A 26064-nucleotide genomic window follows, 5' to 3' on the forward strand; every position below is an offset into this window, starting at 1 on the left:
CCTACTTGGTCCAGGCGGCGGTGACCTTGACCGCGTCCAGGTTCCCGACGACGTCGTGCACCCGGACGCACCAGGTGCCGCTGGCCGCGGCCAGTGCGGTGGTGGCGATCGTCGCCGCGTCGCGCTCGGCCGGCGGCGCAGCCTTGCCGGCGGACGTCAGCAGCGTACCGAGGAAGCGCTTGCGCGAAGTGCCGACCAGCACCTTGTGGCCGAGCAGTTGGAAACGCTCCAGGGCGCGCAGCAGCGCCCAGTTGTGTTCCCCGTTCTTGGAAAACCCCAGGCCCGGATCGATGATGATCTGCTCGGGCTGCACACCGGCGGCATAGAACTTGTCCCGCACTTCGGTCAGTTCGCTGATGACCTGCTCGACGACGTCGTCATAGGTGGCCAGCGGATCGTTGCTCTTCACATCGCCGCGGCTGTGCATCAGCACGTACGGGACCTTGCGCTCGGCAACCAGTGCCGGCATGTCCGGGTCGAATCCCATGCCGGAGACGTCGTTGATGATCGCCGCCCCGGCGTCCAGGGCCTTGGCCGCGGTGGAGGCGTTCATCGTATCCACACTGACCAGGGCACCGGCCTTCACCAGGGCCTCGACGACGGACAGGATGCGGCGCTGCTCCTCGTCGGGAGACACCCTGGCCGAATCCGGACGCGTAGACTCGCCGCCGACGTCGATGATGTCCGCCCCGGCATAGTGCATCTTCAGGCCCTGTGCGATGGCCTTGTCCGCCGTGACGTAGTTGCCGCCGTCGCTGAAGGAATCGGGGGTGACGTTGAGGATGCCCATGACCAGCGTGCGGTCCGTGGGCAGATCGGAGAACTTCCTGGCGGCACGAACAGGGCGCACCACGGGCAGCGGCGAGGTCGCGGGCCCCGTTCCGGGGGCAGCGGCAAGTGAATCCATGGGTTCCTTCTGTCTACTTTCCGAGAATCAGGCTCATTGCTTCGGCGCGCGTGGCCGATTCCCGCAGCTGTCCCCGGACGGCCGAGGTGACCGTCTTCGCTCCGGGCTTGCGCACGCCGCGCATCGACATGCACATATGTTCGCATTCGATCACGACGATGGCGCCGTTGGGCTGCAGATGCTGCATCAGAGCATCCACGATCTGCGTGGTCAGCCGCTCCTGAACCTGCGGGCGCCTGGCGAACACCTCGACCAGGCGGGCCAGCTTGCTCAGACCGGTAACTTTGCCCTCGTTCGAGGGGATGTAGCCGATATGGGCCCAGCCATGGAACGGCACCAGGTGGTGCTCGCAGGTCGAATAGAACGGGATGTCCTTGACCAGCACCATTTCCTCGTGCTCGATGTCAAAGGTGGTGGACAGTATTTCCGCGGGATCCTGGTGGATGCCGGCAAAGAACTCGGCGTAGGCCTTGGCCACCCGTTTCGGGGTCTCCGCCAGGCCCTCCCGGTCCGGATCCTCGCCGATCGCCAGGAGGATTTCGCGGACGGCCTTTTCGATCCGAGGCAGGTCCACGGGCGGGGACGCCAGCTGCTGCTCGAACTCAAGGGCCGTCATATCGTCATCGAAATCCATCACTTAAGCGATCCTATCGCGCCGCAGCCCCCGTCCGCTCATCGGCGGACGTGTCCACCCATGAGCGGACATCCGCCTGCGGCCCGGCGACCGCTCACTGCTTGGGGCTGGGGGTATCGATGCCGCCGCGGCCGGCTTCCTCTTCCGAAGGCAGTTCCTCGGGCAGCGGCATGTCCGCCTCGGCGATCTGGTCCTGCGGCGCCACGGTCACCGGGTCCGGCTTGCCCTCGGCAGCGGCCTCGGCGCGCTCGGCCTCGGTAACCACCGGGGGGATGTCGTGGACCGGCCGGCTCTCCTTGGACAGCCAGATCTCGCGCAGGTCCCGCTTGCGGACGTCCCGGAACACATGGGCGATCTCGGCCTGGTTCAGGGTCTCGCGTTCCAGCAGTTCGAGCGCCAGCCGGTCCAGTACGTCCCGGTTCTCGGTCAGGATGGCGTAGGCCTCGTCGTGGGCATTGTCGATCAGCCGCCGGACTTCCTCGTCGACAATGTAGGCGACGTCGTCGGAGTAGTTGCGTTCATGCGCCATGTCCCGGCCCAGGAACGGCTCGCCGCCGCCCTGGCCCAGCTTGACCGCGCCGACCCGCTCGCTCATGCCGTACTGGGTGACCATCTTCCGGGCCGTGGCCGTGGCCTTCTCGATGTCGTTGGAAGCACCCGTGGTCGGATCGTGGAAGACGATTTCCTCCGCAACGCGCCCGCCCATGGCGTACGCCAGTTGGTCCAGCAGCTCGTTGCGGGTGGTCGAGTACTTGTCATCGGCGGGCATCACCATGGTGTAGCCCAGGGCCCGGCCACGCGGCAGAATGGTCACCTTGGTGACTGGATCCGTGTTGCGCAGGGCGGCGGCGACCAGGGCGTGGCCGCCCTCGTGGTACGCGGTGATCTTCCGCTCCAGCTCCTTCATCACGCGGGTCCGCTTTTGCGGACCGGCAATGACGCGGTCGATGGCCTCGTCGAGGGCGCGGTCGTCGATCAGCTGGGCATTGGAACGCGCGGTCAGCAGCGCGGCCTCGTTGAGCACGTTGGCCAGGTCCGCGCCCGTGAAGCCCGGGGTGCGCTTGGCCACCGACGCCAGATCCACGCCGTCGGCCATCGGCTTGCCCTTGGCATGCACCTGTAGGATACGGTGGCGTCCGCCCATGTCCGGGGCCTCCACGGAGATCTGGCGGTCAAACCGGCCCGGGCGCAGCAGCGCCGGATCCAGCACGTCCGGGCGGTTGGTGGCCGCGATCAGGATGACGTTGGTCTTGGGATCGAATCCGTCCATCTCCACCAGCAGCTGGTTGAGGGTCTGTTCCCGCTCATCGTTGCCGCCTCCGACGCCGGCACCGCGGTGGCGTCCGACGGCGTCGATCTCGTCGACGAAGATAATGGCCGGGGAATTCGCCTTGGCCTGCTCGAACAGGTCGCGGACGCGGGAGGCGCCGACCCCGACGAACATCTCGACGAAGTCGGAACCGGAGATGGAGTAGAAGGGTACTCCCGCCTCGCCCGCAACGGCGCGGGCCAGCAGGGTCTTACCGGTGCCGGGAGGGCCGTAAAGCAGCACGCCCTTGGGAATCTTGGCGCCCACGGCCTGGAACTTGCCCGGTTCCTGCAGGAATTCCTTGATTTCGTGGAGCTCCTCCACGGCCTCATCCGCGCCGGCGACGTCGTGGAAGGTCACCTGCGGCATGTCCTTGGAAATCAGCTTGGCCTTCGACTTTCCGAACTGCATGACCTTGGAACCGCCGCCCTGCATGCGGGAGAGCAGGAACCAGAACAACAGGCCGAGGAGGATGATGGGCAGCATCAGGCTCAGGAAACCGGTGAAAAAGTTGCTTTCCACCGGCTGGTCGGTGAAGCCCTCGACATCGGAGTTGTTGATCGCCTCCACGACTTCGTCGCCGCGGGGCGTGACGTAGAAGAACTGGACGCTGGTTCCCTTGTCCTCAAACGGCTCGCGCAGGGTCAGGTCGACGCGCTGCTCGCCGTCGTAGATCTTGGCCTGCTCAACGTTGTTGTCGCGCAGCTGCTGCAGGCCTTGATTGGTATCAATGCGGTTGCCGCCTGCACTGGACAGGGCCGGGAAGATGATCAGGAGCGCAGCGAGCGCCAGCACGATCCAAATGACCGGCCCCTTGAATATGCCTTTGAATTTCATCCTTCTGAGGGGCCTGTGCCCCGTCCCTCCTGCTTAGCTGCGTTGATAACGCGGGGTATTATCCATCTAGCTATACACCCACTCCGTTATTCCACGCACGGGAATTCCGATTAGTTCCCTCTCGGCGGACAAGCCTGCAGGACGGGGTGGAACAGAACCGGCCGGCCGGTACCGGCCTATTCGTAGACGTGCGGGGCGAGCGTGCCGATGAAATCCAGGTTCCGGTACTTCTCCGCGAAGTCCAGTCCGTAGCCGACCACGAACTCGTTGGCGATGTCGTAGCCGACGTACTTGACGTCAATGTTCACCTTGGAGGCGTCCGGCTTGCGCAGCAGCGTGCAGATCTCCACCGTCGCGGGACCGCGCGAGAGCAGGTTGGTCTTCAGCCAGGACAGGGTCAGGCCGGAGTCGATGATGTCTTCCACGATCAGGACATGCTTGCCCATCAGGTCCGTTTCCAGGTCCTTGAGGATCCGCACTACGCCGGAGGACTGCGTTCCCGAACCGTAGGAGGAGACGGCCATCCAGTCCATGGTGACGTGGCTGTGCAGCGCGCGGGCCAGGTCCGCCATGACCATGACCGCGCCCTTGAGCACGCCCACAAGCAGCACATCCCGGCCCTCGTAGTCCTTGTCGATCTCGGCCGCCAGTTCGGCGATGCGTGCCTGGATCTGTTCCTGGGTATAGAGAACGTGCTTGAGGTCAGACTGGACGTCGTTGGAATCCACCAAATGCTCCCGCTGTTGGATGTTAGGGCGTGCTGCTGCCGCTGGTCTTGCTAAAGATAAGACTGCCATAGCTGCGGCCCTGATGTGGAATGGATTGGCCGCGCACCTGCCGGCGGACGCTCACCTTGCCGCTGAGCTGGATGGGGCCCGCCGAACCGCGGCGGTTGAGCAGGGCCTGGGCGGCCTGCAACCGCTCGAAGCTGGGCTGGCTGCCGCCGAGTTCGACGGCGGCACGCGCCATCACGCGCTGCCGCAGCGACGGCGGCAGTTCCCGGAGTCGCTGCTCCGGCAGATGGATCTCGTGCCGGCCGGAGGCTGCGATCCCGCCCACCGACGCGAGCTCGGCGTAGGCGGCCGCACTGAGTTCGTCCAGGTAGTCCGCATCCTGGGCCAGGATGCGGGACGTGCGGTGCAGGGCCTCGGCGACGCCCGGACCGAGCTGCTCCTCCAGGTACGGCATCACCTCGGCGCGGACCCGCGAACGCGCGAACGCCGGGTCCAGGTTCGTCGGGTCGTGCCACGGCTGAAGCCCCTCGGCGGCACAGATGGCCAGGGTGTCGGTGCGGCGCAGGTCCAGGAACGGCCGCAGATAGATCCCGCGGCGGGTGCGCATCCCCGCCAGCGAGCGAGTCCCGGAGCCGCGGGCCAGGCCCAACAGAACTTGTTCGGCTTGGTCATCCAGCGTGTGGCCCAGCAACACCGCGGACGCGCCGTGCTGCGCGGCGACGGCGTCAATGGCGGCATAGCGGGCGGTCCGCGCCGCCGCCTCCGGCCCCATGCCGGCCGTGGCCACGGCCACCCGCCGGACCTCGACCGGGGACAGACCCATTCCGCGCAGTGCCTCCGCGGTACCGGCAGCAATGCGGTCGCTGTCCTCCTGCAGGCCGTGGTCGACGACGACGGCCCCCACCCGCAGCTGCCCGCGCCGGGCAAAGAAGCCCGCCACCGCTGCCAGGGCCAGCGAGTCAGGTCCGCCGCTGCAGGCCACCAGGACCAGCGGCACCTCGGCCAGCGGCGGACCGGCACCGTCTTGCCGGCGCACGGGACGCTGCCGCAGGTCCAGGCCCTGCAGGTACTGTTCCAGCGTGTCCCGGACCAGATTGCGGGCCACTCCGACGGTCGGGTTCAGCCGGGACTTGCGGGCGGGCGGGAGGCCGGTGCCGGCCACGGACTAGAGGCCCATCCGGTCAATCCACAGCTGCGGCTTGTGGATCTCCGGTTCCGTGGGCAGGTTGCCGGGACCGGCCCAGACGTGGTTGAAGCCTTCCATGCCGGCCTTGGCGACCACACCGCGGACAAACTTGGCGCCGTCGCTGTACTGGCGCATCTTCGCCTCGAGCCCCAAGACCTGCCGCAGGAACCTCTCCAGGGCTCCGCGGTCCTTGCTGCGCGCGTTGAACCGCTGGCGGATTGTCTTGACCGTCGGCACAATCTGCGCGTCCACTGCGTCCATGACCACATTCGCGTGGCCCTCGAGCAGGCTCATCACGGCTGTCAGGTGGGACAGCCGTTCCTTGTCCTTCGGGTCCTGGAGCAGGGACAGCACGCCGTCGCGGCGGCCGGGTACACCGTCGTCGTGCCTGTCCGCCCGGCCGGAGGCGGCCTCGCCCAGGTTCTTCACCACCTGGCCGAGCCGCTGGGACAGGCCCTCCGCCTTGTCCAGCAGGCCTCCGGTCAGTTCGCCGATCTGCTCGACCATGTGGTCCCGGAGCCAGGGCGCGGCCGCGAACTGGACACGGTGGGTCTGCTCGTGCAGGGCGACCCAGAGCCGGAAATCCGCGGGCTCGACGTTGAGTTCCCGCTCCACGGAAATGACATTGGGGGCCACGAACATCAGTCGGCCCCCCGAAGAAGCACCGGGCGAACCGGTGGAACCGGCGGCGCCGGCTTCCCGGCCCAGCGCAGCAAACGGATCATACTGGCCCAGCACCTTGCTGGACAGGAACGCCAGGATGGTGCCGAACTGGGCTCCCGTCACGGTGCCGCTCAGCGCAGCCGCTGCGGGCTGGAGCTGGTCCTTCCGGGTTTCGGCCAGGTGGTCCAGGGTGGGCTGCAGCAGTGCCTCGAAGCTTTGGGTGTTGGCCTTGGCCCAGGTTGCCCGGTCCACGATCAGGACCTGGGAATCCCGCAGGTCCCGGGCTGCCTCCAGCCCGGTGATCCGGTGGACGTGCTCCACGGACTGGTCCGCCAGTTCCCGCAGGTTTGCGACGGCGGCGGCGATCTCCCGCGCGCTCATCTTCGGGCCGGCAGGAGCCAGCTTGGCGGCCGTCGTGGCGGCCAGGTCCCAATTGACCAGGCGGACATGGTTGTTGCTGGAACGGCGGCTGGACTGGTTGCTTTCCATAGCCTCCATCAGAACACATAACACCGACAGTCAGAACTGGTTGGCCTAAGCATTCCGCCCGCTCCCCGCAGGGGATTCCGTTCAGCGGCAGCCGCAGCCGGCCAGCACCGCAGCGGCGCGGTCCGTGGCCGCCCGGGCCTCGGCCGTGGTGCCTTCCAGTCCATTGGCTACGAAGGCGAAGGCCAGCAGCCGCCCGTCGGAGTCGACCACGTACCCGGAGAGCGCGGTGACCGCGTTCAGCGTTCCGGTCTTGGCCCGCACCAGCCCGGCGCCCGCGGCCGCCGGCCCGTCCGCAAAGCGTTCGTCGAGCGTACCGGTGAGACCGGCGATCGGCAGACCCGGCAGCGCCGCAGCCATCCCCGGCGCTTCACCGCCGGCCAGGATCCGGACGGTCTGCGCCAGTTGCAGGGCGGACAGCCGGTTGCGGGCGGAAAGGCCGGAGGCGTCGGCCAGGATCATGCCCTCGGCCGGAACGCCTAGCCGGATGACCGCTTCCTTCACCGCCTCGGTTCCCCCGCCGAAGGAGCCGGCCTTCCCGCTGCCCAGCGCTGTCATCCGCGCCAGCGCTTCGGCCAGGTAGTTGTCCGAATCCCGCAGCATCAGCTGGACCTGCTCGGCCACCGTGGCGGAGGAAACCGCTGCAATTTCCGCGGCCCCAGCCGGCACCGCGCCGCGCACCACTGCACTCTCCGGGCCCGTACCCGTGACCGTGATGCCCGCTGCGGCCCCCGCCTGCGCCAGCGCGGCCCGGAAAGCTTCGCCCGCCGCGAGCGCCGCATCCTGCGAGCGCGGCCCCGACTGGAGTGATTCGTCCAGCCAGGAGGAGTTGATGGCCAGGGCGTGCAGCGGCGCCATTTCACCGTTGGCGACGTCGGCCGGATCCCAGGCGGAGCTCACGGCCGGGCCCTCGAACAGGGAGTCATCCACCTGCACCGATACCGGTCCGGAAACACGGGCCCGTACCAGGGCCGCGACGGTTTCTTCCGCCAATGTCTGCAGCCCCGCATGGCCGCGGATGCTGTCCGGCTGCGAGGCCCCGGAGCCGAGCAGGACGTCCCCACCGCCCCGGAGGACCAGGCTGCCGCTGTCCGCTCCCTGCATCACGGAGGTGCTGAACCTGGTGTCCCCGTCCAGCTCGTCCAGGGCCGCGGCCACGGTCAGCAGCTTGAGGTTGGAAGCGGGAATCCGCTCCGCCGCGCCGTCCTGGTCGAACAAGACCTGGCCGGTCAGCGCGTCCACCACGACCGCGGTGAAATTTCCCGGGGCAGAAGCCGCAAGTTCCGGCTGCAGCAGCCCGGAGAGCACGGCCGGATCCGGAACCGGCGCATCGGTCCCCAACCCCTCCACGGCCGTAAAATCCGGGATGCCGCCCGGTGGCTGCTGGGCAGCCGGTACGGATACCCTCGCCTCCGGCGCAGGCGGCTGCAGGACGTCGACGACGGCGGGGGCCACGTTGATCCCCACCGGTACCGCCAGCGCGACCAGGGCAACGGCCAGGATGCCGGACGTAGCCAGGCGCGCCGAACGCTTCACCGGCGCCTCCCCCCTCAATGAATGCCGCTTCCGGCCGGTGGACATATATCTTTAAGCGTAGACCGGCGCCGTGCGGTGCTTGCGCACCGCCCCGCTGGGCCGGCACACGGCCGGCCCCAGCAGGCCGGGCGCGCTGACCGACTTTCCCTACCGTCCAAGGAGTCTGCCATGAAGCTCGACGTCACGATCGAAATCCCCAAGGGATCGCGGGTCAAGTACGAAATCGACCACGAAACCCACCGCCTGCGTCTGGACCGCGTGCTGTTCACCTCCATGCAGTACCCCACGCACTATGGCTACTTCGAGAACACCCTCGGCGAGGACGGCGACCCGCTGGACGCCATGGTCATGCTGCAGGACTTCGACCTGATGCCGGGTGTCCTCGTGGAATCCAGGCCGATCGGCGTCTTCAACATGGTGGACGACGGCGGCGGAGACGCCAAGGTCCTCTGCGTCCCGGCGGATCCGCGGTTCGACCACATCAAGGACATCTCCGATGTCTCGCCGTTCCTGCTGGACGAAATCAAGCACTTCTTCACCAAGTACAAGGACCTGGAGCCGGGCAAGTGGGTGGAAGCCGCCGACTGGGCCGGCCGCGCTGAAGCCGAGGCCGAGGTCGAGGCCTCCCTGAAGCGCTTCGAAGCGGAAGGCGAGCGCAGCGCCGCCGACGAGCCGCAGGGCCGCGACGTTGAGGTCCAGGCGGAGAATGCCGCCGAGGAGCCCCAGGGCCGCAGCGTCGGCGCCAGCGTCGAGAACCCCAGCGTGGAGTCCCAGGGCCGCTAGGCAGCTGCCCTCAGGCGATCACGACGGCGGTGGGCCGGGTGCGCAGCCCGGCTCACCGCCGTCGCGCCTTAAGTGCTGGCCCGGAAAACAACCTGAACCGGATGATTTTTGCTGGATACTGGTCCCATGTATGTGCTGACCATCAACCAGCGGGACTCCCGCGAGGTGGGGGATCTGGTACCGGAGCTGATCAGGAAGCTGCGGCACCTGCCCACGGTGGTTCCGTTCCAGCGGTCCGTCGGGGACGAGGCCCAGGGCGTCGTCGACGATCCCATGGTGGCAGTCGACGCCGCGCTGATCGCCGTCCGGCAGCGCCGCTGGCACGTCGGGCTGGGGGTCGGCGAACTGCTTGTACCGGTTCCGGCGAACATCCTGGAAGCCCAGGGCTACGGCCTGGTCTATGCGCGCCGGGCCGTGGAGCGCGCGCAGCGGACCGGCGAGCGTGTCCCGCTGGCCGTTGCCGGACCGGACTCCGGCATCGCGGCTGAGGCCGAGGCCGTCCTGCGGTTGCTGGGGCAGATCGTGGCCACCCGCACGGACGCGGAATGGAAGGTGCTGGACCTGCTGACGCCCGGCGCGCGCGGCCAGCAGAAGCTCGTCGCCGAGGAACTCGGCATCACCACGCAGGCGGTCAGCAAGGCGGTGGTCCGCTCCCACTGGGCCGAGGAATGGGCCTGCCGGCCCGCCGCGGCGCGGTTGCTGGGCCTGGTGTCCGGACCGAAGGAACTGCCTCCGGCCACCCTGGAATACCGCTGAGGCTCCTGCGGTACTAGACTCCGAACCGGGCAACAAAAGAAGCAACAATCACCCGGTCCACCGCGGCAAAGCGAGGATAAGGAGTTCGGCGATGATTCCCGAGATCAATTTCTGGGCCGTACTGGTCGCAACGCTGTCCACCATGGTGGTCGGATCGATCTGGTACACCCCCAAGGTCTTCGGCAACTACTGGATGCGGGTGGCGAAGGTGACCCCGGGCGCGGACGCCAGAAGCGCCGTCCGCCCGATCCTCATCACCCTGGTGGTGAGTTTTGTCAGTGCCTGGGTCCTGGCCGGGTCGGCCGCCATTGCGCAGGAATTCTACGGCGGGAGCTTCCTGGCGAACTGCCTGATCACGGCCGTAATCCTCTGGGCCGGCTTCACCGCAGCCCGGTTCATCACCCATGACGCATTCGAAGGCAGGCCGGCGGGGCTGACCGTACTCAACATCGTCCACGAACTTGTGACCTACCTGGTGATGGCGCTGGTCATCGGCCTGTTCGGCATCAGCTCAGCCTAACGCCGCGGACGTGTCCATTGCGCTAAACGCGCGGCCGCCGCTGGATACGGTGTTGTCCCGGTGGCCACGTCAATCACCAGATCGTATGCCGGATCTTCAGGGGCATCGATTTCGCTCCCATTAAGGCCGTAAAACACGACCGCGGCAAGCCAGCCCAAGCGTTTGTTTCCATCGACAAGGGGGTAGTTCCGCACGGTGGATTCCAACAGCACGGCGGCCTTCTCACTGATGTCCGGGTAGGCCTCGTTACCGTGAAGCGTGGTCCGCGGGCGCTGCGCCGCGGCTTCCAGCAGGCCGAGGTCCTGAACCTGTGGCACCCCGAGTTCCTCAGTGAGCACCAGCAGGTCCTCCAAGTCGAGGGAGACGGTCACTGGGCCAGCCGGTCAAGCAGCGGCCCATACCTCGCAATCGCCTCCTGCGCCACCGAGCGCAGCTGACGGTCCTTGGCCAGGCGTGCGGCACGGTCTTCGATCGCGCGGATCACGGCTTCGTTCTTGCTCATGCCTTCCGCGGCGGCCAGCGCTTCCAGCATGCGTTGTGCTCGTCGTCCAAGCGGAGTGTCATGCCCATGGCTCAATGATGCCGCGGTGGTATCACTGCCGGCAGGCCTAGACGAGCGTCATGAGCACCTTGGCCGCGCCGTCGTCGAACACGCTGGCGGTCACCGCGTGGGCGACGGCCTTGACCTCGTCTGGTGCCTGCCCCATGGCGTAGCCCTGGGCGGCCCAGTCCAGCATCTCGATGTCGTTCCGGCCGTCGCCGATGGCAACGGTGTTCGCCGGATCAATGTCGATCCGGCGCCGGAGGTTCTCCAACGCACTGGCCTTGGTAACTCCGTTGGCGGCAATGTCCAGCCAGGCGGTCCAGCCCACCGAGTAGGTCACACCATGCAGACCGATATGGTCGATCGCCTCGGCGAATTCCTCCGGGGTGCTTTCGGCACTGTAGACGACGACGCGGACGGCCTTGGCGTCGAGCAGGTGTTGAAAATCCACGCCTTCGGCCTCGATGCCGAAGCTGGCATCCTGGAACCGCTCAGTGGCCAGGAAGCGCCCCTGGTCATCCTCCAGCGCATACTTCGCCACTGGCAGCTTCTCCCGCAAGGCGCTGAGCGCGGCGCGGGGGCTGAAGGTCACGCGGTCGATCACCTCGTAGCCCTCCGGCCGTTCCGGGTCCAGGCGCAGCGTGACGCCGCCGTTGGAGCAGACGGCGTAGCCGCGGCTGATGCCGATCTTCTCGATAATCGGCAAGGTAGCGCCCAAGGAGCGCCCGGTGGCGATGATGACTTCATGGCCGGCATCGACAACAGCCGTGCTGGCGTCCTTCACCGCCTGCGTCATGTGCCCGTCATGGTCCACGAGCGTCCCGTCGACGTCGAGGGCGATGAGCAGCCGGCCGTTGCTTTCGGAGGTTTCGTTCTGCCGGTCATCGGCGCCGGCTATTGGTCTGTCAATCATGGTTGTCATTGTTCCAGTAGAGCACCGTCCATCAACAGCCGGTACGGCGATGTCTTGCCGCGGCGTAAACGGAACGTAAACTCTGCCGGCTGCCGGAACTACAGGACCGGCAGCACCTCGAGACCACCGAGGTACGGGCGCAGCGCTGCGGGAACAGTGACCGAACCGTCCGGGTTCTGGTGGTGCTCCAGGATCGCCACGATCCAGCGCGTCGTGGCCAGCGTACCGTTCAGGGTTGCCACCGCGCGGGTGCGGCCCTTGCCGCCGTCCTGGTCGGCGACCCGCTCCCGGATGTTCAGGCGGCGGGCCTGGTAGGTGGTGCAGTTGGAGGTGGACGTCAGCTCGCGGTAGCGGTTCTGCGTGGGGACCCAGGCTTCGCAGTCAAACTTGCGGGCCGCGGAGGTGCCCAGGTCGCCGGCGGCAGTGTCGATGACGCGGTACGGCAGCTCCACCTTGGCCAGCATCTCCTCTTCCCAGGCCAGCAGCCGCTGGTGCTCGGCATAGGAGTCCTCGATCGTGGTGTAGGAGAACATTTCCACCTTATTGAACTGGTGGACGCGGATGATGCCGCGGGTGTCCTTGCCGTGGGACCCGGCCTCCCGCCGGTAGCAGGAGGACCAGCCGGCGTAGCGGACCGGTCCGCCTGACAGGTCCAGGATCTCGTCCGCATGGTAGCCGGCCAGGGGCACCTCGGAGGTGCCGACGAGGTAAAGGTCGTCCTCCGCCAGCCGGTAGATCTCCGCGTCGTGGGCGACGTCGAATCCGGTGCCGGACATCGTTTCCGGGCGCACCAGGGTGGGGGTGATCATCGGGGTGAAGCCGGTCTGGATCGCCTGGTCCATGGCCATCTGCAGCAGCGCGATCTCCAGCCGGGCGCCGACTCCCTTGAGGAAGTAGAAGCGGGCTCCGGAGACCTTCGCGCCGCGCTCCATGTCGATGGCTCCCAGCAGTTCGCCGATCTCCAGGTGGTCCTTGGGCTCGAAGCCCTCGGCTGCGAAGTCCCGCGGCGTGCCGACCGTCTTGACCACGACGTAGTCTTCTTCGCCGCCGGCGGGCACACCGTTGGCGATGACGTTGGGGATCGAGCGGAGCAGGCCTTCCTGCTCCGCCTGCGCGGCGTCGGATTCGGCCTGTGCGGCCTTCACGTCCGTGGCCAGCTGCTTCACCTCGGCCAGCAACGCCTGCTTTTCCTCGCCCTTGGCCTGGGCGACCTTCTTGCCGAAGGCGTTCTGCTCGGCGCGCAGGTTCTCGAACCGCGTGATCGCCGCCCGGCGGGCACTGTCCGCGGCGATGATCGCGTCAATGACGGATTCTTCGGCCTGGCGTGCACGCTGCGAGGCACGGAAAAGCTCAGGGTTTTCACGGAGTTCGTTAACATCGATCACCCCACAAGACTACCGAATCGGCAGCTCCGTCCTGCCGCATACACCAACGGCTATTCTGATTGCATTATGCCGACTGAGTGGAGCGTCCTCATCCTCGTGGCTGCCGTGCTCATCATCGCGGCGGCGCTCTGGTGGGGCCTGCGCACCCTGCAACGCAGGCACGTCCGCCCGGCGGTCGCGGAGCCGGCACACACTGTCCACGTCGACCGGCACAAGGTCGCCTTCATCCTCAACCCCATCAAGAACAACGCGGAGCTTGCGGAACAGCTGATCCGCCAGGCCTGCGCCGAAGCAGGCTGGGAGCCTCCGCTGGTCCTGCAAACGACGCCGGACGATCCCGGCCACGCGGCCGTGCGCCAGGCCCTGTCGGCGGGGTGCGATCTGGTCGTGGCGGGCGGCGGCGACGGCACCATCCGGGTGGTGGCCGGTGAACTGGCGAATACGAATATCGCTATGGGCCTGGTCCCGCTGGGAACCGGCAATCTGCTGGCCCGGAACCTGGACCTGGACGTCAATGATCTGGCCGGCTGCATCAGGACCGCGCTCTTCGGCCACCAGCGCCGCATCGACACCGCCGCAATCACCATCGACAACTCGGTGAGCGGCATCCGGCGCCAGGACAGCTTCCTGGTGATTGCCGGCGTCGGAATGGACGCCGAAGTGGTAGCGGACACCCGGGAAACGCTGAAGCAGAATGTGGGCTGGATCGCTTACGGTGAAGCCGGAATCCGCCACATCCCGGGACGGCGCAAAAAGCTGACGATCACACTGGATGACGGGCCGCCGCAGACCCGCAAGGTGCGCAGCGTGCTGTTCGCCAACTGCGGCCTGCTCCCCGGCGGCATTGACTTCATTCCCGATGCGGTGCTCGACGACGGGACGCTGGACATCGTCGTCATGAGCCCGCGCAGCGCGCTTGGCTGGCTGTGGATGGCCGGCAAGGTGCTCGTCAAGCACCGGGGCGAAATCCCGATGATGGACTATTACCGCGCCCGGAAGATCCGGATCAGCACCCCGATTCCCACCGAGACACAGCTGGACGGGGACCCCTCCGGTGCCGCCACCTCCATCACGGTGCAGGTGCAGCCGGCCGCGCTGCTCATCCGCGTCAAGGACGACGGCGGCGGCACCTTCGCCTGAGGCCCCGCTAGATTTCCGAGCCGCCGTGATAATACGGATCGTCGCTGGAATCCGCATCCTCCTCGCCGGCGGCTCCCCTGAGCCTGGCGTCGATTTCGTTGCGGTCGCGCGCCAGTGACGCCTCGGCCTCCTCCATGTCCAGGTACTCGCCCTCGCCGGCGTCATCGGTTCCCACTTCGGTCCCACCCACGCTGACCGGGCTGCCTGCGTCATCGGGAAATTCCGGCCGGCTGTAGCCCGCCCGGCGCTCGTCGTCGGCGCTCACGTGGTAACGGTGCTCGGACTGCTGGCGGATCAGTTCCCGTTCCTCCCGGAAGCGCAGATCGTTGGCCTGGTCCCCGGCATCCCCCAGGTAACCTTCATCGTCCTCCGGCCGGTCGTCTTCATAGCGGTCCCGTTCGGTCTTCCCGGACATTGTGCCCTCCTCGGTGGGCCGGGGGCGCGTAAATCCGTGCCCTATCATCAGCGTACTTACCCGGCTTCGAGGGCGGTAGGGCGCACCGCGGGCGCACGGAATCAGGACCGGAGCAGTGCCCGGACCGCCTTTTCCGACGCGGCCAGCGGCGCAGCGTCGATCACCTCACCGGCGAGGTACCGGTCCACCAAACGGGGATCCACATAGGACTTCCGAGCGATCGCCGGCGTATTGCCCAGGTGCTCCGCCACATTCCGCATGGCGGCCGCGAGCGCCTTGCGGCGGGCGGTCGCGGTGGCGGCGAGACCGGTGCGGGCCAGTTCCATGGCGGCCAGGACCGTGGCCTGCCAAGTCCGGAAATCCTTCGCCGTGAACTCCCCGCTGCTGATATCCCGGAGGTAATCATTCAGGCGGGCGGCATCAATCGCGCACCAATCGCCCGTCTCATTCGGATAACCCAGGGCCGGAGCATCGGCTCCGGCGCCGGCTCCCTCGCCCGCTGCCAGCATGTCCTTCAGGGCAGCGGCCAGATCCTCGTCATCCAGCATGACCTCCCATTGCTGACCGCTCTTGCCGGGAAAGTCGAGCCGCACGGTGTTCCCGCTGACCTGCACATGCTCCCTGATCAACGTGGTTGCTCCGAAGGACCCGTTCGTCTCCGCGTACTCGACGCTGCCAATCCGCAGGGCGGCGCCATCCACCAGCCGCATGGCAGCGGCATATGCACGCTCCGGAATATTCTCTTCGGCCCGCAGGTCCCTGGTGATTGCACGCCGGATCGACGGCAGCTGTGCTCCGAGCTCCAGCGCCCGGTCGAACTTTTCCCGGTCCTTCAGCTCCCGCCATCGGGGGTGGTAAATGTACTGGCGGCGGCCGGCGTCGTCCAGTCCCGTCGCCTGGATGTGGCCGTTGGGATAGGGGCTGATCCACACGTCGGTCCATGCCGGCGGGATCACCAGATCCCGGATACGCTCCAGCGTGGCCGGATCCTTCACCGCAGATCCATCCGCGGCCGCATAGCTGAATCCCTTGCCCCGGCGGCGGCGGGTGATGCCGGGGCGGTGGCAATTGCTGCGGAGCAGGCGGGGCATCAGGACACCTCCTCCGGATGTCCGGTTCCGGCGGCTATCGGCCCTCTCCCTCAACCAGCCCTGATCCCGCGCCCGGGCCAAGGCCGGAGGTGGGCGGGATATCGGGGTCCGTCGGCAGCACCGGACCGGTCGGTTCCGTTGGTTCCGACGGCGGTGCAGGCGGCGCAGGAGTCGACGGCCGGGCCGGGCCGGGGAACGACGGCTCTGACGGTCCCGGTTCGGGGCCCGGCTCCGGATGCGGCGGTTCACTGGGGTCCGGGCGGGTGGGACGGCTCGGATCCGGGTGGGTGGGTTCACTCGGATCCGGGTGGGTGGGTTCACTCGGATCCGGGTGGGTGGGCTCGCCGGGCTCCGGGAACCTCGGTTCGGATGGATCGGGGATGGGCGGCTGCCCGGGCTCGGGGATCGGAGGCCGCGGCATGGGCGGTTCCATCGGCTCTCTGGGTTCGCCCGGCACCACGGGTTCGGCCGGTTCAGGCACGCGCGGCCCTCCCGGTTCGGGGAAGCCCGGGCCGGTAGGCTCCGGGAAGGAATCGGCCAGCGGATCGCCGCGCTTGCCCAGAGTCTGCCGAGAATCCTGGACAGGCCCGTCGCCGGCTTCCAGCGGGCTGCGGGAGCCTTCATCACGGTTCTGCTGAGTCATCGTCCGGCCTTTCCTAGACTGCACGCTCAAAACAAAAACTGCGTGCATAGTCAGCCTACTGACCAACCCGGCGCGGCACCATAGGACGGTGCCGGCGCCGCTTCGCCCAGGTTCCGGATCCGCTGTGACGTCAGATGCCCCGGAGCAGGGACTCCATCCAGGCGTTAGCCTCCTTGAACGCCTCGTCGCTGGTGTGCCTGGCCACGACGTACTCCCGCCGGTCCGCGCGCGGATAGGAACCGAGGAAGCGTAGCTGCGGACTGATCCGGTGCAGACCCCTGAGTGCGTCCGCCACGCGGGCGTCGCCCACGTGGCCGTCGACGTCAATGCTGAAGAAGTAATCCCCCAGGAACAGGCCGGTGGGACGGGATTCGATCCGGCTCAGGTTCACGCCGCGGGTGGCGAACTGCTCCAGGATCTCCATCAGCGCGCCGGGATGGTCCTCCGGCAGCGGCACCATGAGTGTTGTCTTGTCCGCACCGGTGACGGCGGGCAGCGGTCCTGGCCGGCCGGCCAGGATGAAGCGGGTGACCGCGTCCGCAACATCGCCGATGTCCTCGGCCAGGACCTGCAGCCCGTGCCGTTCCGCCACCAGCGGTGAACAAATGGCGGCGTCATATGCGCAGGCCGGGTCCAGCAGGCCGACGGCCGCAGCCGCCGTCGAGGAGCCCGGAATGTACTCAACGCCGGGCACGTTCGCGTCCGCCCACTGGCGGCACTGTGCCATGGCGTGTGCATGAGTGGAGATAATCCGCACCTCGGACAGCCGGAGACCGGGCCGGGACACGAGCACAAACTTGATGGGCACCAGGTACTCACCCGTGATCTGCAGCGGATCGCCGGTGGAGATCGCGTCCAGCGTGGCGCTGACGCCGCCCTCAACCGAATTCTCGATCGGCACCATCGCCGCGTCCGCCTCGCCGCGGCGCACCTTGTCCAGGGCGGAGTTAACGTTCGACGACGGCACCCGGACTGCCGTCTCCACGCCCGGGACCTGCAGCAAGGCCGACTCGGTGAACGTGCCCTCCGGGCCGAGGTACGTATAAACGGGGGACCGCTCCGGTGCCGGCGGGGCCGTGGAAGCGGATGCTGACGAAGAGCCGTCCAACGCCTTAGTGCCCCTCGATGTACGGGGTTTCGCCGGTCTCCGAGACGATCGGCTTGCTCGCCGCGCCCCAGGCGGCCATACCGCCTTCGACGTTGACCGCTTCATAGCCCTGGGCATTGAGCCATTCGACGGCACGCAGGGAACGGCCGCCGCGCAGGCAGGTCACCCGGTATTCGGTGTCCGGGTCCAGTTCACCCAGGCGTTCGGGCAGTTCGCCCAGCGGAATGTGGACGGCCCCCTCGATATGGCCGGCGTTCCATTCATAGTCTTCGCGGACATCCAGGACCTTGGCGTCTGCGCCCAGATCCTCGACCGAAACGTTGACGACGTCGCTCATGGCGGTCCTTCCTTGCTGTGCCAGGCCTGTCCTGGCGCCGTGGCCTAAAGCCTCTACCACCAGCCTATAGTGGGAAGCGCCACAGGCTCACCAACCGGACACGATGTGTGAGGTAACAAATGCCCGCAGCCCAGCCCACGATTCTCGCAACCTCCGGCGGCTCCAAGCGCGGATCCCGCACGCGCCTGGAATTCAACCATCTGGTCCATTACGCCGTCGAGCTGGCCGGCGTCCACAACCGCGCCCCGCGGATCACGCACCTGGGCACTGCCGGCGGGGACCAGCGGGCCTACAGCGCCGAACTGGACGAGGCCGCGCGGGTGGAGGGCTTCGACCTCAGCCACCTGAATCTGTTCACGATGCCGAACGTCGAGCACATCGAGGAGCACCTGCTGTCCCAGGATGTCGTCTGGGTCTCCGGCGGTTCCCTGGCCAACCTGCTGGCCGTCTGGCGGGTGCACCAGCTGGACCGGATCTTCCACCATGTCTGGCAGGCCGGCGTCGTCCTGGCGGGTGTCTCCGCCGGGTCCACCTGCTGGTTCCAGGGCGGGGCCACGGACTCCTTCGGCCCCGGACTGCGCCCGGTCACCAACGGCCTGGCCCTGCTGCCCTACGGCAACACGGTCCACTATGACTCCGAGCCGCAGCGGCGCCGCATGGTCCACCAGTTGGTGGCCGACGGCATCCTGGGCGAGACGCACTGCACCGACGACGGCGTCGGGCTGGTGTACCGGGGAACCGAACTTGTGGAGGCGGTGAGCGAGGAGCGCGGATCGGCACACCACCACCCGGCCGCGTACCTGGTCCGGGCCGCCGCGGGGGACGGGCCCGACGCCGTGGCTGTGGAGGAACGGATCGACGCACGCTACCTGGGAACGCGCTGAACTTGGCTGAACTCCATGAACTGACCGCTCTCCGGCAGCGGGACGCGATCGCCCGCGGCGAGCTGAGCGCCCGGGAACTGGCCGCCCATTACCTGGACCGGATCGAGGAGCTCAACCCCGCCCTGGGCGCGTTCATCGCGGTGACGGCGGAGGAAGCGATGGCCCAGGCCGCTGCAGCGGACGAGCGCCAGGCCCGCGCCCGCCTGCGCGGCGCGGAGCTGCCGCTGCTGCACGGGCTGCCCGTGGCCTACAAGGACCTCACCGATGTGGCAGGTGTCCCCACCACCCACGGAAGCGCCGCCGTCGACCGTCACCCTGCGGCCCAGGACAGCCCGATCGTGGAGGTGCTGCGCCGGGCCGGGACCATCAGCCTGGGCAAGACGCAGGTGCCCGAGTTCGGGCTGACCAGCTACAGCGAGAACCGGATCGCCCCGCCGGCGCGCAATCCGCTGGATCCGGTGCTCAGTCCCGGCGGCTCCTCCGGCGGCAGCGCTGCGGCGGTGGCGGCACACTTGCTCCCTTTCGCCCCCGGTTCCGACGGCGGCGGTTCCATCCGCATTCCCGCTGCGGCCACCGGGCTGGTGGGGCTCAAGCCCGGGCGCGGCACGGTTCCCGCGGGTTCCGGCACCGATGCCGGCCGACTGGTGGTGGCCGGTCCGCTTGCGCGCACCGCGGCCGATGCGGCGCTGCTGCTGGAGGCGATGGCTGACGGGACCGTGTCCGACGACGGCGGGCGGCCGGGGTCGTACCTTGCGGCTGCGCAGCATGCGGAAGGACCGGAGGGCTTCCGCCGGCTGCGGATCGGGGTGAGCACCAACTCCCCCTTCACCGCCACCTACGCCATTGCGCTGGAACCTGCGGCCCGGGCGGCGCTCGACGCCGGCATCCGCGCACTGACAGGGCTGGGCCATGACGTCGTTGAAGCGGACCTGCGCTACGACAACCGCTACCCGGCGGCCTTCGGTACGGTCTGGACCTCCGGACTGGCCGAAGCGCGCATTCCGCCGGACCGAGAGGCGCGGCTCATGCCGCTGACTCGCACCTTCCGGAACCGTGCGATCGCCCGGCCGGCCTCGGTGCTGCAGGAGGCACTGGACGTGCTGCGGAAATTCGAGGCGGATACCATCGCCCAGTATTCCGCCTACGACCTGGTGCTCACGCCGGCGATGGCAATGACCCCGCGTCCGGTCGGCTGGTATACCTCAGTGGAGCCGGATATCGACTACATGCGGCAGTGCCAGTACTCGCCGTTCAGTTCGCTGGTCAACGTCTGCGGACTGCCGGCCATCGCCATCACGACGTACTGGACCGGAGCGGGCCTTCCGATGGGGATCCAGCTGATCGGACTGCCGGGAGCCGAAGCCCGGCTGCTGGCCGTGGCCGCCCAGCTGGAGGATGGGTTATTGCATACTGAGACCCAGGACACATGAATTAACACGCTGTTTACACTGCGTCCCTTACGCCGCCCAACCGTCGGCGATTAGGCTGGATTATCCGGATAATCCCAACGCCCCGACGAAGAAGTGGTGGGAGAACCATGACTCTTTCAGCTCCTCAGCCCGCCCCGCGCATCCGCGCCGCCGCCCCACGGCCAGCGCGGACCGGAACCGGCCCGGCATTCCAGCTCCACGTTCCGCTCTGCACCCAGTGCCGGACGGATGAATTCCTGATCATCGAAAGCTTCGTCCCCGCCACGGTCCTCCCCAACGGTGACCGGCGGCCGGCCAACGTCAGCTACACCTGCAGCCACTGCGACCAGTTCAGCGGCCATCCCGTTCCCGCCGGTTGGAACCCTCAGGGCTGGTACTGGTACAGCTAATGCCGCGGCCGTGTGACTGCAGGCACAGTTAAGGGTGATTTCCTGAACAGGACGCAGTGAAAACGCCCACCTTGCCCGGGACTGTGGACAGGGAAGCCCGCACGGAGCACCAAAATATACTGGTGAGTAAACAAGCAACCCAAACTCCGGACCGTGCGGTCCAGGCGGAAAAGACCTTCGCCGGCCAACCCCGGATGCTGGCCAACCTCTTCAGCGTCGAACTGTGGGAACGGTTCTCCTTCTACGGCATGCAGGGGATCCTGGCCCTGTACATGTACTACAGCGCGGCCGAGGGCGGCCTGGGAATGGATCAAGGCACCGCCCTGGGCATCGTCGGCGCCTACGGCGGCCTCGTCTACCTCTCCACCATCCTCGGCGCCTGGGTATCGGACCGCCTGTTCGGCTCCGAGAAGGTCCTCTTCTACAGCGCCATCATGATCATGGCGGGCCATATTGCCCTGGCGCTGGTTCCGTCCGTGGCCGGCCTGGCGCTTGGCCTGGTGCTGGTCGGCGTTGGCTCCGGCGGCCTGAAGGCCAATGCAACGGCCCTGGTCGGTTCGCTTTATGCTCCCGGGGACGAACGGCGGGACGCGGGCTTCTCCATCTTCTATATGGGCGTCAACATCGGTGGTCTGCTGGGTCCGCTGCTGACCGGCTTCGCCCAGGCGCAGTGGGGCTTCCACTTCGGCTTCGGCCTTGCCGCTGGGGGCATGGCCATCGGCCTGGCGCAGTACGCCCTGACCCGCCGGAACCTGCCGGAGAGCGCCCGGACCGTCGCCAATCCTTTGCCGCGCGCCGCCTACGGCAAGATGTACGGCCTCGCGGCGGCCGCCGTCGTCGTTATTGCCGCAGCTTTCGCCATCGGACTGCTGTCCGTGGAGAACCTGGCCCAGGTAGTGGCGTGGGTTGCGGTCATCGCCGCCGTGACCTATTTCGCTGTCATTCTGCGCAGTCCCAAGGTGGATGCGGTGGAGCGCAGGCGGGTCTATTCCTTCATTCCGATGTTCATTGCCAGCGCTGCGTTCTGGTCCCTGTTCCAGCAGCAGTTCACCGTGGTCACGGTCTATGCCGATGAGCGCCTGGACCGGAACCTGTTCGGCTGGGAGATGCCGGTGTCCTGGGTGACGTCCATCAATCCGGTCTTCATCATCATCTTCGCAGGCATCTTCGCCGCGGTGTGGACCAAGCTCGGCAACCGCCAGCCATCCTCACCGGCCAAGTTCGCGCTGGGACTGGGAATCATGGGCCTGGCCTTCCTGGCCTTCATTCCGCTGACCGGTGGAGGCGCCAACAGCGCACCGCTGCTGGCCCTGGTCGGCATCCTGTTCCTGTTCACGCTCGCGGAACTCTTCCTCTCCCCGACCGGCCAGTCACTGGCCACCAAGCTGGCTCCCGAAGCCTTCAAGACCCAGATGGTGGCACTGTTCTTCCTGTCCGTTTCCCTGGGTTCGGCCATGTCCGGTGTGCTCGCCGGCTACTACGATCCGTCGGACGAGGCACCGTACTTCGGCGTGATCGGTGTGGTGGCCATTGTGCTGGCAGCGGCCCTGGCCGTTGCCGTACGGCCGATCCGCCGGCTGATGGGCGGGGTCCGCTAAGCCTTCGTCTGCCTTGTGGCGTCGAATCCTAGGCAGGAATGCCCATCATCAAGCCCATGAACACGAAAAGAATCCAGAACAGCAACCCGAGGCCAAGAGTCAGGTAACCCATCACCAGACCGGCAATTGCCATCCCCCTGCCTGCGGGTTCCTTCCGGAGGCCGATGTGCCCGAAAACCACCGCCAGAATCTGGGGAACGAGGAAAATGCCCCCGGTAACTATGCCGATGATGCCCACGATCATTGCCACGAGGCTCATGGTCCTGGCTTCGGGGACGTACGGCTGGGAGTAGCCGGGCTGCGCGTAGCCGGAAGACGGGTCACCATGCCCGGGCTGGGCGTACCCCGGCTGGGGGTGCCTGGACTGCGCTTGGTCCTGGTACGGGTTCGGCGGCGGCACCGGGACCTGCCCGGGATGAGCGAACCCGCTCTCCGGCGAGGCCTTGGCATCCCGCAGTCTGCCGTGCTCATCCAGGTAGGGGTTGCGGTACTTCGCCGCCGGCTGCTGCGGCGTTGTACCCTCCGGCTTCCGAAAATTTCCAGACTGGTTTTCGCTGTTGCTCATGGTCCTTGTCCCGCCTGCTTGTTATCCCAACAGTAGCGCGCGAACCTGCACCGGGATCCAGTGCGGTTCAAACTTCGACCGTTGCGTAATGTGGCGCCTCAGTGCGGACATCGTCTGACACTGCGGTGCCTTCTTTGACATGCTGGTGCCATGAGCAGCCGTGCGGGCACAGTAGCCCTTCCCACTGACCTTGTCGACCTGACCGCCCTCCTGGACGCTTATTACGACGTCGTCCCGGACCTGAGTGATCCCGGCCAGCGCGTGGCGTTCGGCACCTCGGGCCACCGCGGCTCCAGCCTGAAGGCCTCCTTCAACGAGAACCACATCGCCGCTATCACACAGGCGATCGTCGAGTACCGCGCCGGACAAGGCATCACCGGCCCGCTCTTCCTGGGCAAGGACACCCACGCGCTGAGCGATCCGGCCCAGAACACCGCGCTCGAGGTGCTGGCCGCTAACAACGTCAAGGTCCTCACCGACGCCCGCACCGGTTGGACGCCCACCCCAGCCCTCAGCCACGCCATCCTGACCTACAACTCTGGCAACCACGGGGACACCGCGGACGGCATCGTCATCACCCCGTCCCACAACCCGCCCAGCGACGGCGGTTTCAAGTACAACCCGCCGCACGGCGGCCCGGCGGACAGCGACGCGACCAACTGGATCGCCGCCCGCGCCAACGAACTGCTGGCGGGCGGCCTGAAGGACGTCAAGCGGATCCCGCTGGCGCAGGCCCAGTTCTCCGATGCCATTGGCGGCTACGACTTCCTGACCCATTATGTCGAGGACCTGCCCAACGTGCTGAACCTCGATGCCATCCGCGCATCCGGGCTCCACATCGGCGCGGACCCCATGGGCGGGGCGTCCGTGGACTACTGGGGGGCCATCGCCGAACGGCACAACCTGAACCTGACCGTGGTCAACCCGCAGGTGGACCCGCAGTGGGCCTTCATGACGCTGGACTGGGATGAGAAGATCCGCATGGACTGCTCCTCCCCCTCCGCCATGGCCTCGCTGATCGGCAGGATCTCCGAGTATGACATCGCCACCGGGAACGACGCCGATGCGGACCGCCATGGTATCGTCACCCCGGACGGCGGGCTGATGAACCCCAACCACTACCTGGCCGTGGCCATCGACTACCTGTACCGCAACCGCGAAGGCTGGGGCCCCGGGGCCACGATCGGCAAGACCCTGGTGTCCTCCTCGATCATCGACCGCGTTGCCGCCGATCTGGGCCGCAAGCTCGTCGAGGTTCCGGTGGGCTTCAAATGGTTCGTCCCGGGCCTGCTGGACGGGTCCGGAGCGTTCGGCGGCGAGGAATCCGCCGGTGCCTCCTTCCTGCGTCTGGACGGCCGGCCCTGGTCCACCGACAAGGACGGCATCCTGCTGGCGCTGCTGGCTTCCGAGATCACCGCCGTGACCGGCAAAACCCCGTCCCAGCTGTACACGGGCCTGACCGAAAAGTTCGGCGCCCCGGTCTACGCGCGGATCGACGCCGCAGCGACGCGCGAGCAGAAGGCGGCCCTGGGCAAATTGTCCGCCGCCGATGTCACAGCCACCACCCTGGCGGGCGAGGAAATCACCGCCAAGCTGACCGAGGCGCCGGGCAACGGCGCGGCCATCGGCGGCCTGAAGGTCACCACGGAGAACGCCTGGTTCGCCGCCCGGCCGTCCGGCACGGAGGACGTGTACAAGATCTACGCCGAGTCCTTCAAGGGCGAAGACCACCTCAAGCAGGTCCAGGCCGAGGCCAAGGCGCTCGTGGACGGCGTCATTTCCTGATCCAGCTTTCGCCGAGGAAGCGGCCTTGGTCCAACGAAGCGGTTCCGCGACCGCTTCCGCGGACCGGGGCCGCTTCTCGTGGTGGAGCTGGGGGTAAAATCTTCCTGATCCCCCGCACCCCCTTGGAAGGCACCCCCATGTCCATGCTCGGCCTCAAGTGGTCGCAACACGGCGACGGTAAGCAGATTACCCCGGGCGAAGTGGTCGCCCCCAACGAGCGGCTGAGCTGGCCGCGGACCATCGGGATCGGCGTCCAGCACGTCGTCGCGATGTTCGGCGCCACGTTCCTGGTCCCGCTGCTGACCGGTTTCCCGCCCGCCACCACGCTCCTGTTTTCCGGCCTCGGCACCATGCTCTTCCTGGTCATCACGGCCGGACGGGTGCCCAGCTACCTCGGCTCCAGCTTCGCGTTCATCGCCCCGATCGGCGCCGCCATGAACCAGTTCGGTCCCGGCGGGGCCCTGGGCGGGATTGTGATGGCCGGGGCGGTGCTGTTCCTTGTGGGACTCATCGTGCAGCTGGCCGGCGCGCGCTGGATCCAGGTGGTCATGCCGCCGATCGTCACCGGTTCCATCGTGGCCCTGATCGGACTGAACCTGGCCCCAGCCGCCAAGGACAACTTCATGCTGGCGCCCCTGACGGCGCTGGTCACCCTGCTCAGCATTATCCTGGTGACGGTGCTGTTCAAGGGCATCCTGGGCCGCCTGTCCATCCTGGTCGGCGTGGCGGTCGGCTACCTTGCCGCCGCTATCCAGGGCGAGGTGGACTACTCCGCAATCAGTGATGCGCCGTGGTTCGGGCTGCCGGACTTCCATGCGCCCGAGTTCCATCTCTCCGTCGTGGGGCTGTTCGTCCCGGTGGTGCTGGTGCTGGTGGCGGAGAACATCGGGCACGTGAAGTCCGTCGCACTGATGACCGGGCACAATCTGGACACCATGACCGGCCGGACGCTGATGGCGGACGGACTGGCCACGGTGATTGCAGGTTCCGGCGGCGGCTCCGGGACCACCACTTACGCGGAGAATATCGGTGTCATGGCCGCCACGAAGGTCTACTCGACGGCCGCCTACTGGGTCGCCGCCGTCGCCGCCGTCCTGCTCAGTCTCTCGCCGAAGTTCGGCGCGATCATCGCCACCGTTCCGCCGGGCGTGCTCGGCGGCGCCGCAACGGTGCTGTACGGCATGATCGGCGTGCTGGGCGTCCGCATCTGGGTGCAGAACAAGGTCAGCTTCGCCAACCCGATCAACCTCACGACGGCGGCCGTCGCCTTGATCATCGGCATCGCCGACTACACGTGGACCGCGGGTGAACTCCAGTTTGCCGGAATTGCGCTGGGCACCGCGGCGGCCCTGATCATTTACCACGGCATGACGGCCGTCAACCGCGTTACCGGCGCTGTGGCGGACGAGACCGAACACCAGGACCAAGGGGTAGAGCCCAGCAAGCTGGGGTGAGCGGGCCTATACCCCCGCGAAAGTACCTCCAG

27 protein-coding genes are annotated in these 26064 nt (G+C 67.4%); 10 read left to right on the forward strand and 17 right to left on the reverse strand.

Going from position 1 to position 26064, the window contains the following annotated elements; translation table 11 throughout:
- Nucleotide 1: 1 nt before the first annotated feature.
- The 7 genes from folP to dacB all read right to left on the reverse strand — a co-directional run bounded on the left by folP (nt 2) and on the right by dacB (nt 8292).
- The gene (folP, locus tag AC5RWU_RS06300) at nt 2–907 is read right to left on the reverse strand and encodes a dihydropteroate synthase (RefSeq protein WP_494031374.1); all 906 of its coding nucleotides are present in this window, start codon (nt 905–907) and stop codon (nt 2–4) included.
- 13 nt (nt 908–920) lie between these two features.
- Nucleotides 921–1541, reverse strand: a complete 621-nt coding sequence (gene folE / locus AC5RWU_RS06305) for a GTP cyclohydrolase I FolE (RefSeq protein ID WP_494031411.1) — start codon at nt 1539–1541, stop codon at nt 921–923.
- Nucleotides 1542–1635: 94 nt separating this feature from the next.
- Nucleotides 1636–3687: an ATP-dependent zinc metalloprotease FtsH gene (gene ftsH, locus AC5RWU_RS06310; protein WP_494031375.1), complete on the reverse strand. Its 2052-nt coding sequence runs from the start codon at nt 3685–3687 to the stop codon at nt 1636–1638.
- A 176-nt stretch (nt 3688–3863) separates the two neighbouring features.
- Nucleotides 3864–4415 carry a hypoxanthine phosphoribosyltransferase gene (gene hpt / locus AC5RWU_RS06315; RefSeq protein WP_494031376.1) on the reverse strand — a complete coding sequence of 184 codons (552 nt, stop codon included), beginning with the start codon at nt 4413–4415 and terminating at the stop codon, nt 3864–3866.
- Nucleotides 4416–4437: 22 nt separating this feature from the next.
- A complete protein-coding gene (tilS, locus tag AC5RWU_RS06320) occupies nt 4438–5583 on the reverse strand; it encodes a tRNA lysidine(34) synthetase TilS (RefSeq protein ID WP_494031377.1) in 1146 nt (381 codons plus the stop codon).
- A 3-nt stretch (nt 5584–5586) separates the two neighbouring features.
- The gene (locus tag AC5RWU_RS06325) at nt 5587–6759 is read right to left on the reverse strand and encodes a zinc-dependent metalloprotease (protein ID WP_494031378.1); all 1173 of its coding nucleotides are present in this window, start codon (nt 6757–6759) and stop codon (nt 5587–5589) included.
- 81 nt (nt 6760–6840) lie between these two features.
- A complete protein-coding gene (gene dacB / locus AC5RWU_RS06330; RefSeq protein WP_494031379.1) occupies nt 6841–8292 on the reverse strand; it encodes a D-alanyl-D-alanine carboxypeptidase/D-alanyl-D-alanine endopeptidase in 1452 nt (483 codons plus the stop codon).
- Between the two features lie 168 nt (nt 8293–8460).
- Between dacB and AC5RWU_RS06335 the strand changes: the two genes are divergently transcribed.
- The 3 genes from AC5RWU_RS06335 to AC5RWU_RS06345 all read left to right on the forward strand — a co-directional run bounded on the left by AC5RWU_RS06335 (nt 8461) and on the right by AC5RWU_RS06345 (nt 10351).
- Complete coding sequence (locus AC5RWU_RS06335; protein ID WP_494031380.1) at nt 8461–9075, forward strand: inorganic diphosphatase; 615 nt, start codon at nt 8461–8463, stop codon at nt 9073–9075.
- A 126-nt stretch (nt 9076–9201) separates the two neighbouring features.
- Nucleotides 9202–9831, forward strand: a complete 630-nt coding sequence (locus AC5RWU_RS06340) for a hypothetical protein (protein WP_494031381.1) — start codon at nt 9202–9204, stop codon at nt 9829–9831.
- Nucleotides 9832–9922: 91 nt separating this feature from the next.
- Nucleotides 9923–10351 carry a DUF1761 domain-containing protein gene (locus AC5RWU_RS06345; protein WP_494031382.1) on the forward strand — a complete coding sequence of 143 codons (429 nt, stop codon included), beginning with the start codon at nt 9923–9925 and terminating at the stop codon, nt 10349–10351.
- On the opposite strand, the gene AC5RWU_RS06350 is transcribed toward AC5RWU_RS06345, so the two are convergent.
- The 4 genes from AC5RWU_RS06350 to serS all read right to left on the reverse strand — a co-directional run bounded on the left by AC5RWU_RS06350 (nt 10348) and on the right by serS (nt 13193).
- Entirely contained in the window at nt 10348–10722 is a 375-nt protein-coding gene (locus AC5RWU_RS06350) for a type II toxin-antitoxin system death-on-curing family toxin (RefSeq protein ID WP_494036937.1), read from the reverse strand. The two genes, AC5RWU_RS06345 and AC5RWU_RS06350, sit on opposite strands and share 4 nt — an antisense overlap.
- Nucleotides 10719–10883 carry a CopG family transcriptional regulator gene (locus AC5RWU_RS06355; protein WP_494036938.1) on the reverse strand — a complete coding sequence of 55 codons (165 nt, stop codon included), beginning with the start codon at nt 10881–10883 and terminating at the stop codon, nt 10719–10721. The genes AC5RWU_RS06350 and AC5RWU_RS06355 overlap by 4 nt, the downstream gene beginning before the upstream one ends.
- A 76-nt stretch (nt 10884–10959) precedes the next feature.
- Nucleotides 10960–11817 (reverse strand): HAD family hydrolase, encoded by an 858-nt coding sequence (locus AC5RWU_RS06360; RefSeq protein ID WP_494031385.1) that lies wholly within the window; start codon nt 11815–11817, stop codon nt 10960–10962.
- Nucleotides 11818–11906: 89 nt separating this feature from the next.
- Entirely contained in the window at nt 11907–13193 is a 1287-nt protein-coding gene (gene serS / locus AC5RWU_RS06365; protein ID WP_494031386.1) for a serine--tRNA ligase, read from the reverse strand.
- Nucleotides 13194–13259: 66 nt separating this feature from the next.
- On the opposite strand from serS, the gene AC5RWU_RS06370 reads away from it, so the two are divergent.
- A complete protein-coding gene (locus tag AC5RWU_RS06370; protein WP_494031387.1) occupies nt 13260–14333 on the forward strand; it encodes a diacylglycerol/lipid kinase family protein in 1074 nt (357 codons plus the stop codon).
- Nucleotides 14334–14340: 7 nt separating this feature from the next.
- On the opposite strand, the gene AC5RWU_RS06375 is transcribed toward AC5RWU_RS06370, so the two are convergent.
- The 5 genes from AC5RWU_RS06375 to AC5RWU_RS06395 form a co-directional block, all read right to left on the reverse strand.
- Nucleotides 14341–14748: a hypothetical protein gene (locus tag AC5RWU_RS06375; RefSeq protein WP_494031388.1), complete on the reverse strand. Its 408-nt coding sequence runs from the start codon at nt 14746–14748 to the stop codon at nt 14341–14343.
- Nucleotides 14749–14849: 101 nt separating this feature from the next.
- Entirely contained in the window at nt 14850–15839 is a 990-nt protein-coding gene (locus AC5RWU_RS06380) for a DNA topoisomerase IB (protein ID WP_494031389.1), read from the reverse strand.
- 34 nt (nt 15840–15873) lie between these two features.
- Nucleotides 15874–16482: a hypothetical protein gene (locus AC5RWU_RS06385; RefSeq protein ID WP_494031390.1), complete on the reverse strand. Its 609-nt coding sequence runs from the start codon at nt 16480–16482 to the stop codon at nt 15874–15876.
- A gap of 130 nt (nt 16483–16612) precedes the next feature.
- The gene (pheA, locus tag AC5RWU_RS06390; RefSeq protein WP_494031391.1) at nt 16613–17590 is read right to left on the reverse strand and encodes a prephenate dehydratase; all 978 of its coding nucleotides are present in this window, start codon (nt 17588–17590) and stop codon (nt 16613–16615) included.
- Nucleotides 17591–17594: 4 nt separating this feature from the next.
- Nucleotides 17595–17927 carry a rhodanese-like domain-containing protein gene (locus AC5RWU_RS06395; protein ID WP_494031392.1) on the reverse strand — a complete coding sequence of 111 codons (333 nt, stop codon included), beginning with the start codon at nt 17925–17927 and terminating at the stop codon, nt 17595–17597.
- 119 nt (nt 17928–18046) lie between these two features.
- On the opposite strand from AC5RWU_RS06395, the gene AC5RWU_RS06400 reads away from it, so the two are divergent.
- From AC5RWU_RS06400 to AC5RWU_RS06415, 4 genes are all read left to right on the forward strand, one after another.
- Nucleotides 18047–18811: a Type 1 glutamine amidotransferase-like domain-containing protein gene (locus tag AC5RWU_RS06400; RefSeq protein WP_494031393.1), complete on the forward strand. Its 765-nt coding sequence runs from the start codon at nt 18047–18049 to the stop codon at nt 18809–18811.
- A 2-nt stretch (nt 18812–18813) separates the two neighbouring features.
- Nucleotides 18814–20241, forward strand: coding sequence for an amidase (locus AC5RWU_RS06405; protein WP_494031394.1), 1428 nt, complete (start codon nt 18814–18816; stop codon nt 20239–20241).
- Between the two features lie 107 nt (nt 20242–20348).
- Complete coding sequence (locus AC5RWU_RS06410; protein WP_494031395.1) at nt 20349–20630, forward strand: hypothetical protein; 282 nt, start codon at nt 20349–20351, stop codon at nt 20628–20630.
- 122 nt (nt 20631–20752) lie between these two features.
- Nucleotides 20753–22228, forward strand: a complete 1476-nt coding sequence (locus AC5RWU_RS06415) for a peptide MFS transporter (RefSeq protein ID WP_494031396.1) — start codon at nt 20753–20755, stop codon at nt 22226–22228.
- Nucleotides 22229–22256: 28 nt separating this feature from the next.
- Here AC5RWU_RS06415 and AC5RWU_RS06420 read toward each other — a convergent pair whose 3' ends face one another.
- Nucleotides 22257–22793 carry a DUF4190 domain-containing protein gene (locus tag AC5RWU_RS06420; protein ID WP_494031397.1) on the reverse strand — a complete coding sequence of 179 codons (537 nt, stop codon included), beginning with the start codon at nt 22791–22793 and terminating at the stop codon, nt 22257–22259.
- A 150-nt stretch (nt 22794–22943) separates the two neighbouring features.
- Between AC5RWU_RS06420 and pgm the strand changes: the two genes are divergently transcribed.
- Nucleotides 22944–24578: a phosphoglucomutase (alpha-D-glucose-1,6-bisphosphate-dependent) gene (gene pgm, locus AC5RWU_RS06425; RefSeq protein WP_494031398.1), complete on the forward strand. Its 1635-nt coding sequence runs from the start codon at nt 22944–22946 to the stop codon at nt 24576–24578.
- A 137-nt stretch (nt 24579–24715) separates the two neighbouring features.
- Entirely contained in the window at nt 24716–26032 is a 1317-nt protein-coding gene (locus AC5RWU_RS06430; protein WP_494031399.1) for a uracil-xanthine permease family protein, read from the forward strand.
- Nucleotides 26033–26064: the final 32 nt, after the last annotated feature.

It is taken from the genome of Arthrobacter sp. B0427-1-12 (genome assembly GCF_059092905.1).

Excerpts from the sequence above, each read along its gene's own strand:
- folP (WP_494031374.1), bottom strand. The coding sequence starts at position 907 with ATGGATTCACTTGCCGCTGCCCCCGGAACGGGGCCCGCGACCTCGCCG.
- folE (WP_494031411.1), bottom strand. The coding sequence starts at position 1,541 with ATGGATTTCGATGACGATATGACGGCCCTTGAGTTCGAGCAGCAGCTG.
- ftsH (WP_494031375.1), bottom strand. The coding sequence starts at position 3,687 with ATGAAATTCAAAGGCATATTCAAGGGGCCGGTCATTTGGATCGTGCTG.
- AC5RWU_RS06325 (WP_494031378.1), bottom strand. The coding sequence starts at position 6,759 with ATGGAAAGCAACCAGTCCAGCCGCCGTTCCAGCAACAACCATGTCCGC.
- AC5RWU_RS06335 (WP_494031380.1), top strand. The coding sequence starts at position 8,461 with ATGAAGCTCGACGTCACGATCGAAATCCCCAAGGGATCGCGGGTCAAG.
- AC5RWU_RS06340 (WP_494031381.1), top strand. The coding sequence starts at position 9,202 with ATGTATGTGCTGACCATCAACCAGCGGGACTCCCGCGAGGTGGGGGAT.
- AC5RWU_RS06345 (WP_494031382.1), top strand. The coding sequence starts at position 9,923 with ATGATTCCCGAGATCAATTTCTGGGCCGTACTGGTCGCAACGCTGTCC.
- AC5RWU_RS06355 (WP_494036938.1), bottom strand. The coding sequence starts at position 10,883 with ATGCTGGAAGCGCTGGCCGCCGCGGAAGGCATGAGCAAGAACGAAGCC.
- AC5RWU_RS06360 (WP_494031385.1), bottom strand. The coding sequence starts at position 11,817 with ATGACAACCATGATTGACAGACCAATAGCCGGCGCCGATGACCGGCAG.
- AC5RWU_RS06370 (WP_494031387.1), top strand. The coding sequence starts at position 13,260 with ATGCCGACTGAGTGGAGCGTCCTCATCCTCGTGGCTGCCGTGCTCATC.
- AC5RWU_RS06375 (WP_494031388.1), bottom strand. The coding sequence starts at position 14,748 with ATGTCCGGGAAGACCGAACGGGACCGCTATGAAGACGACCGGCCGGAG.
- AC5RWU_RS06380 (WP_494031389.1), bottom strand. The coding sequence starts at position 15,839 with ATGCCCCGCCTGCTCCGCAGCAATTGCCACCGCCCCGGCATCACCCGC.
- AC5RWU_RS06385 (WP_494031390.1), bottom strand. The coding sequence starts at position 16,482 with ATGACTCAGCAGAACCGTGATGAAGGCTCCCGCAGCCCGCTGGAAGCC.
- AC5RWU_RS06395 (WP_494031392.1), bottom strand. The coding sequence starts at position 17,927 with ATGAGCGACGTCGTCAACGTTTCGGTCGAGGATCTGGGCGCAGACGCC.
- AC5RWU_RS06400 (WP_494031393.1), top strand. The coding sequence starts at position 18,047 with ATGCCCGCAGCCCAGCCCACGATTCTCGCAACCTCCGGCGGCTCCAAG.
- AC5RWU_RS06410 (WP_494031395.1), top strand. The coding sequence starts at position 20,349 with ATGACTCTTTCAGCTCCTCAGCCCGCCCCGCGCATCCGCGCCGCCGCC.
- AC5RWU_RS06420 (WP_494031397.1), bottom strand. The coding sequence starts at position 22,793 with ATGAGCAACAGCGAAAACCAGTCTGGAAATTTTCGGAAGCCGGAGGGT.
- pgm (WP_494031398.1), top strand. The coding sequence starts at position 22,944 with ATGAGCAGCCGTGCGGGCACAGTAGCCCTTCCCACTGACCTTGTCGAC.
- AC5RWU_RS06430 (WP_494031399.1), top strand. The coding sequence starts at position 24,716 with ATGTCCATGCTCGGCCTCAAGTGGTCGCAACACGGCGACGGTAAGCAG.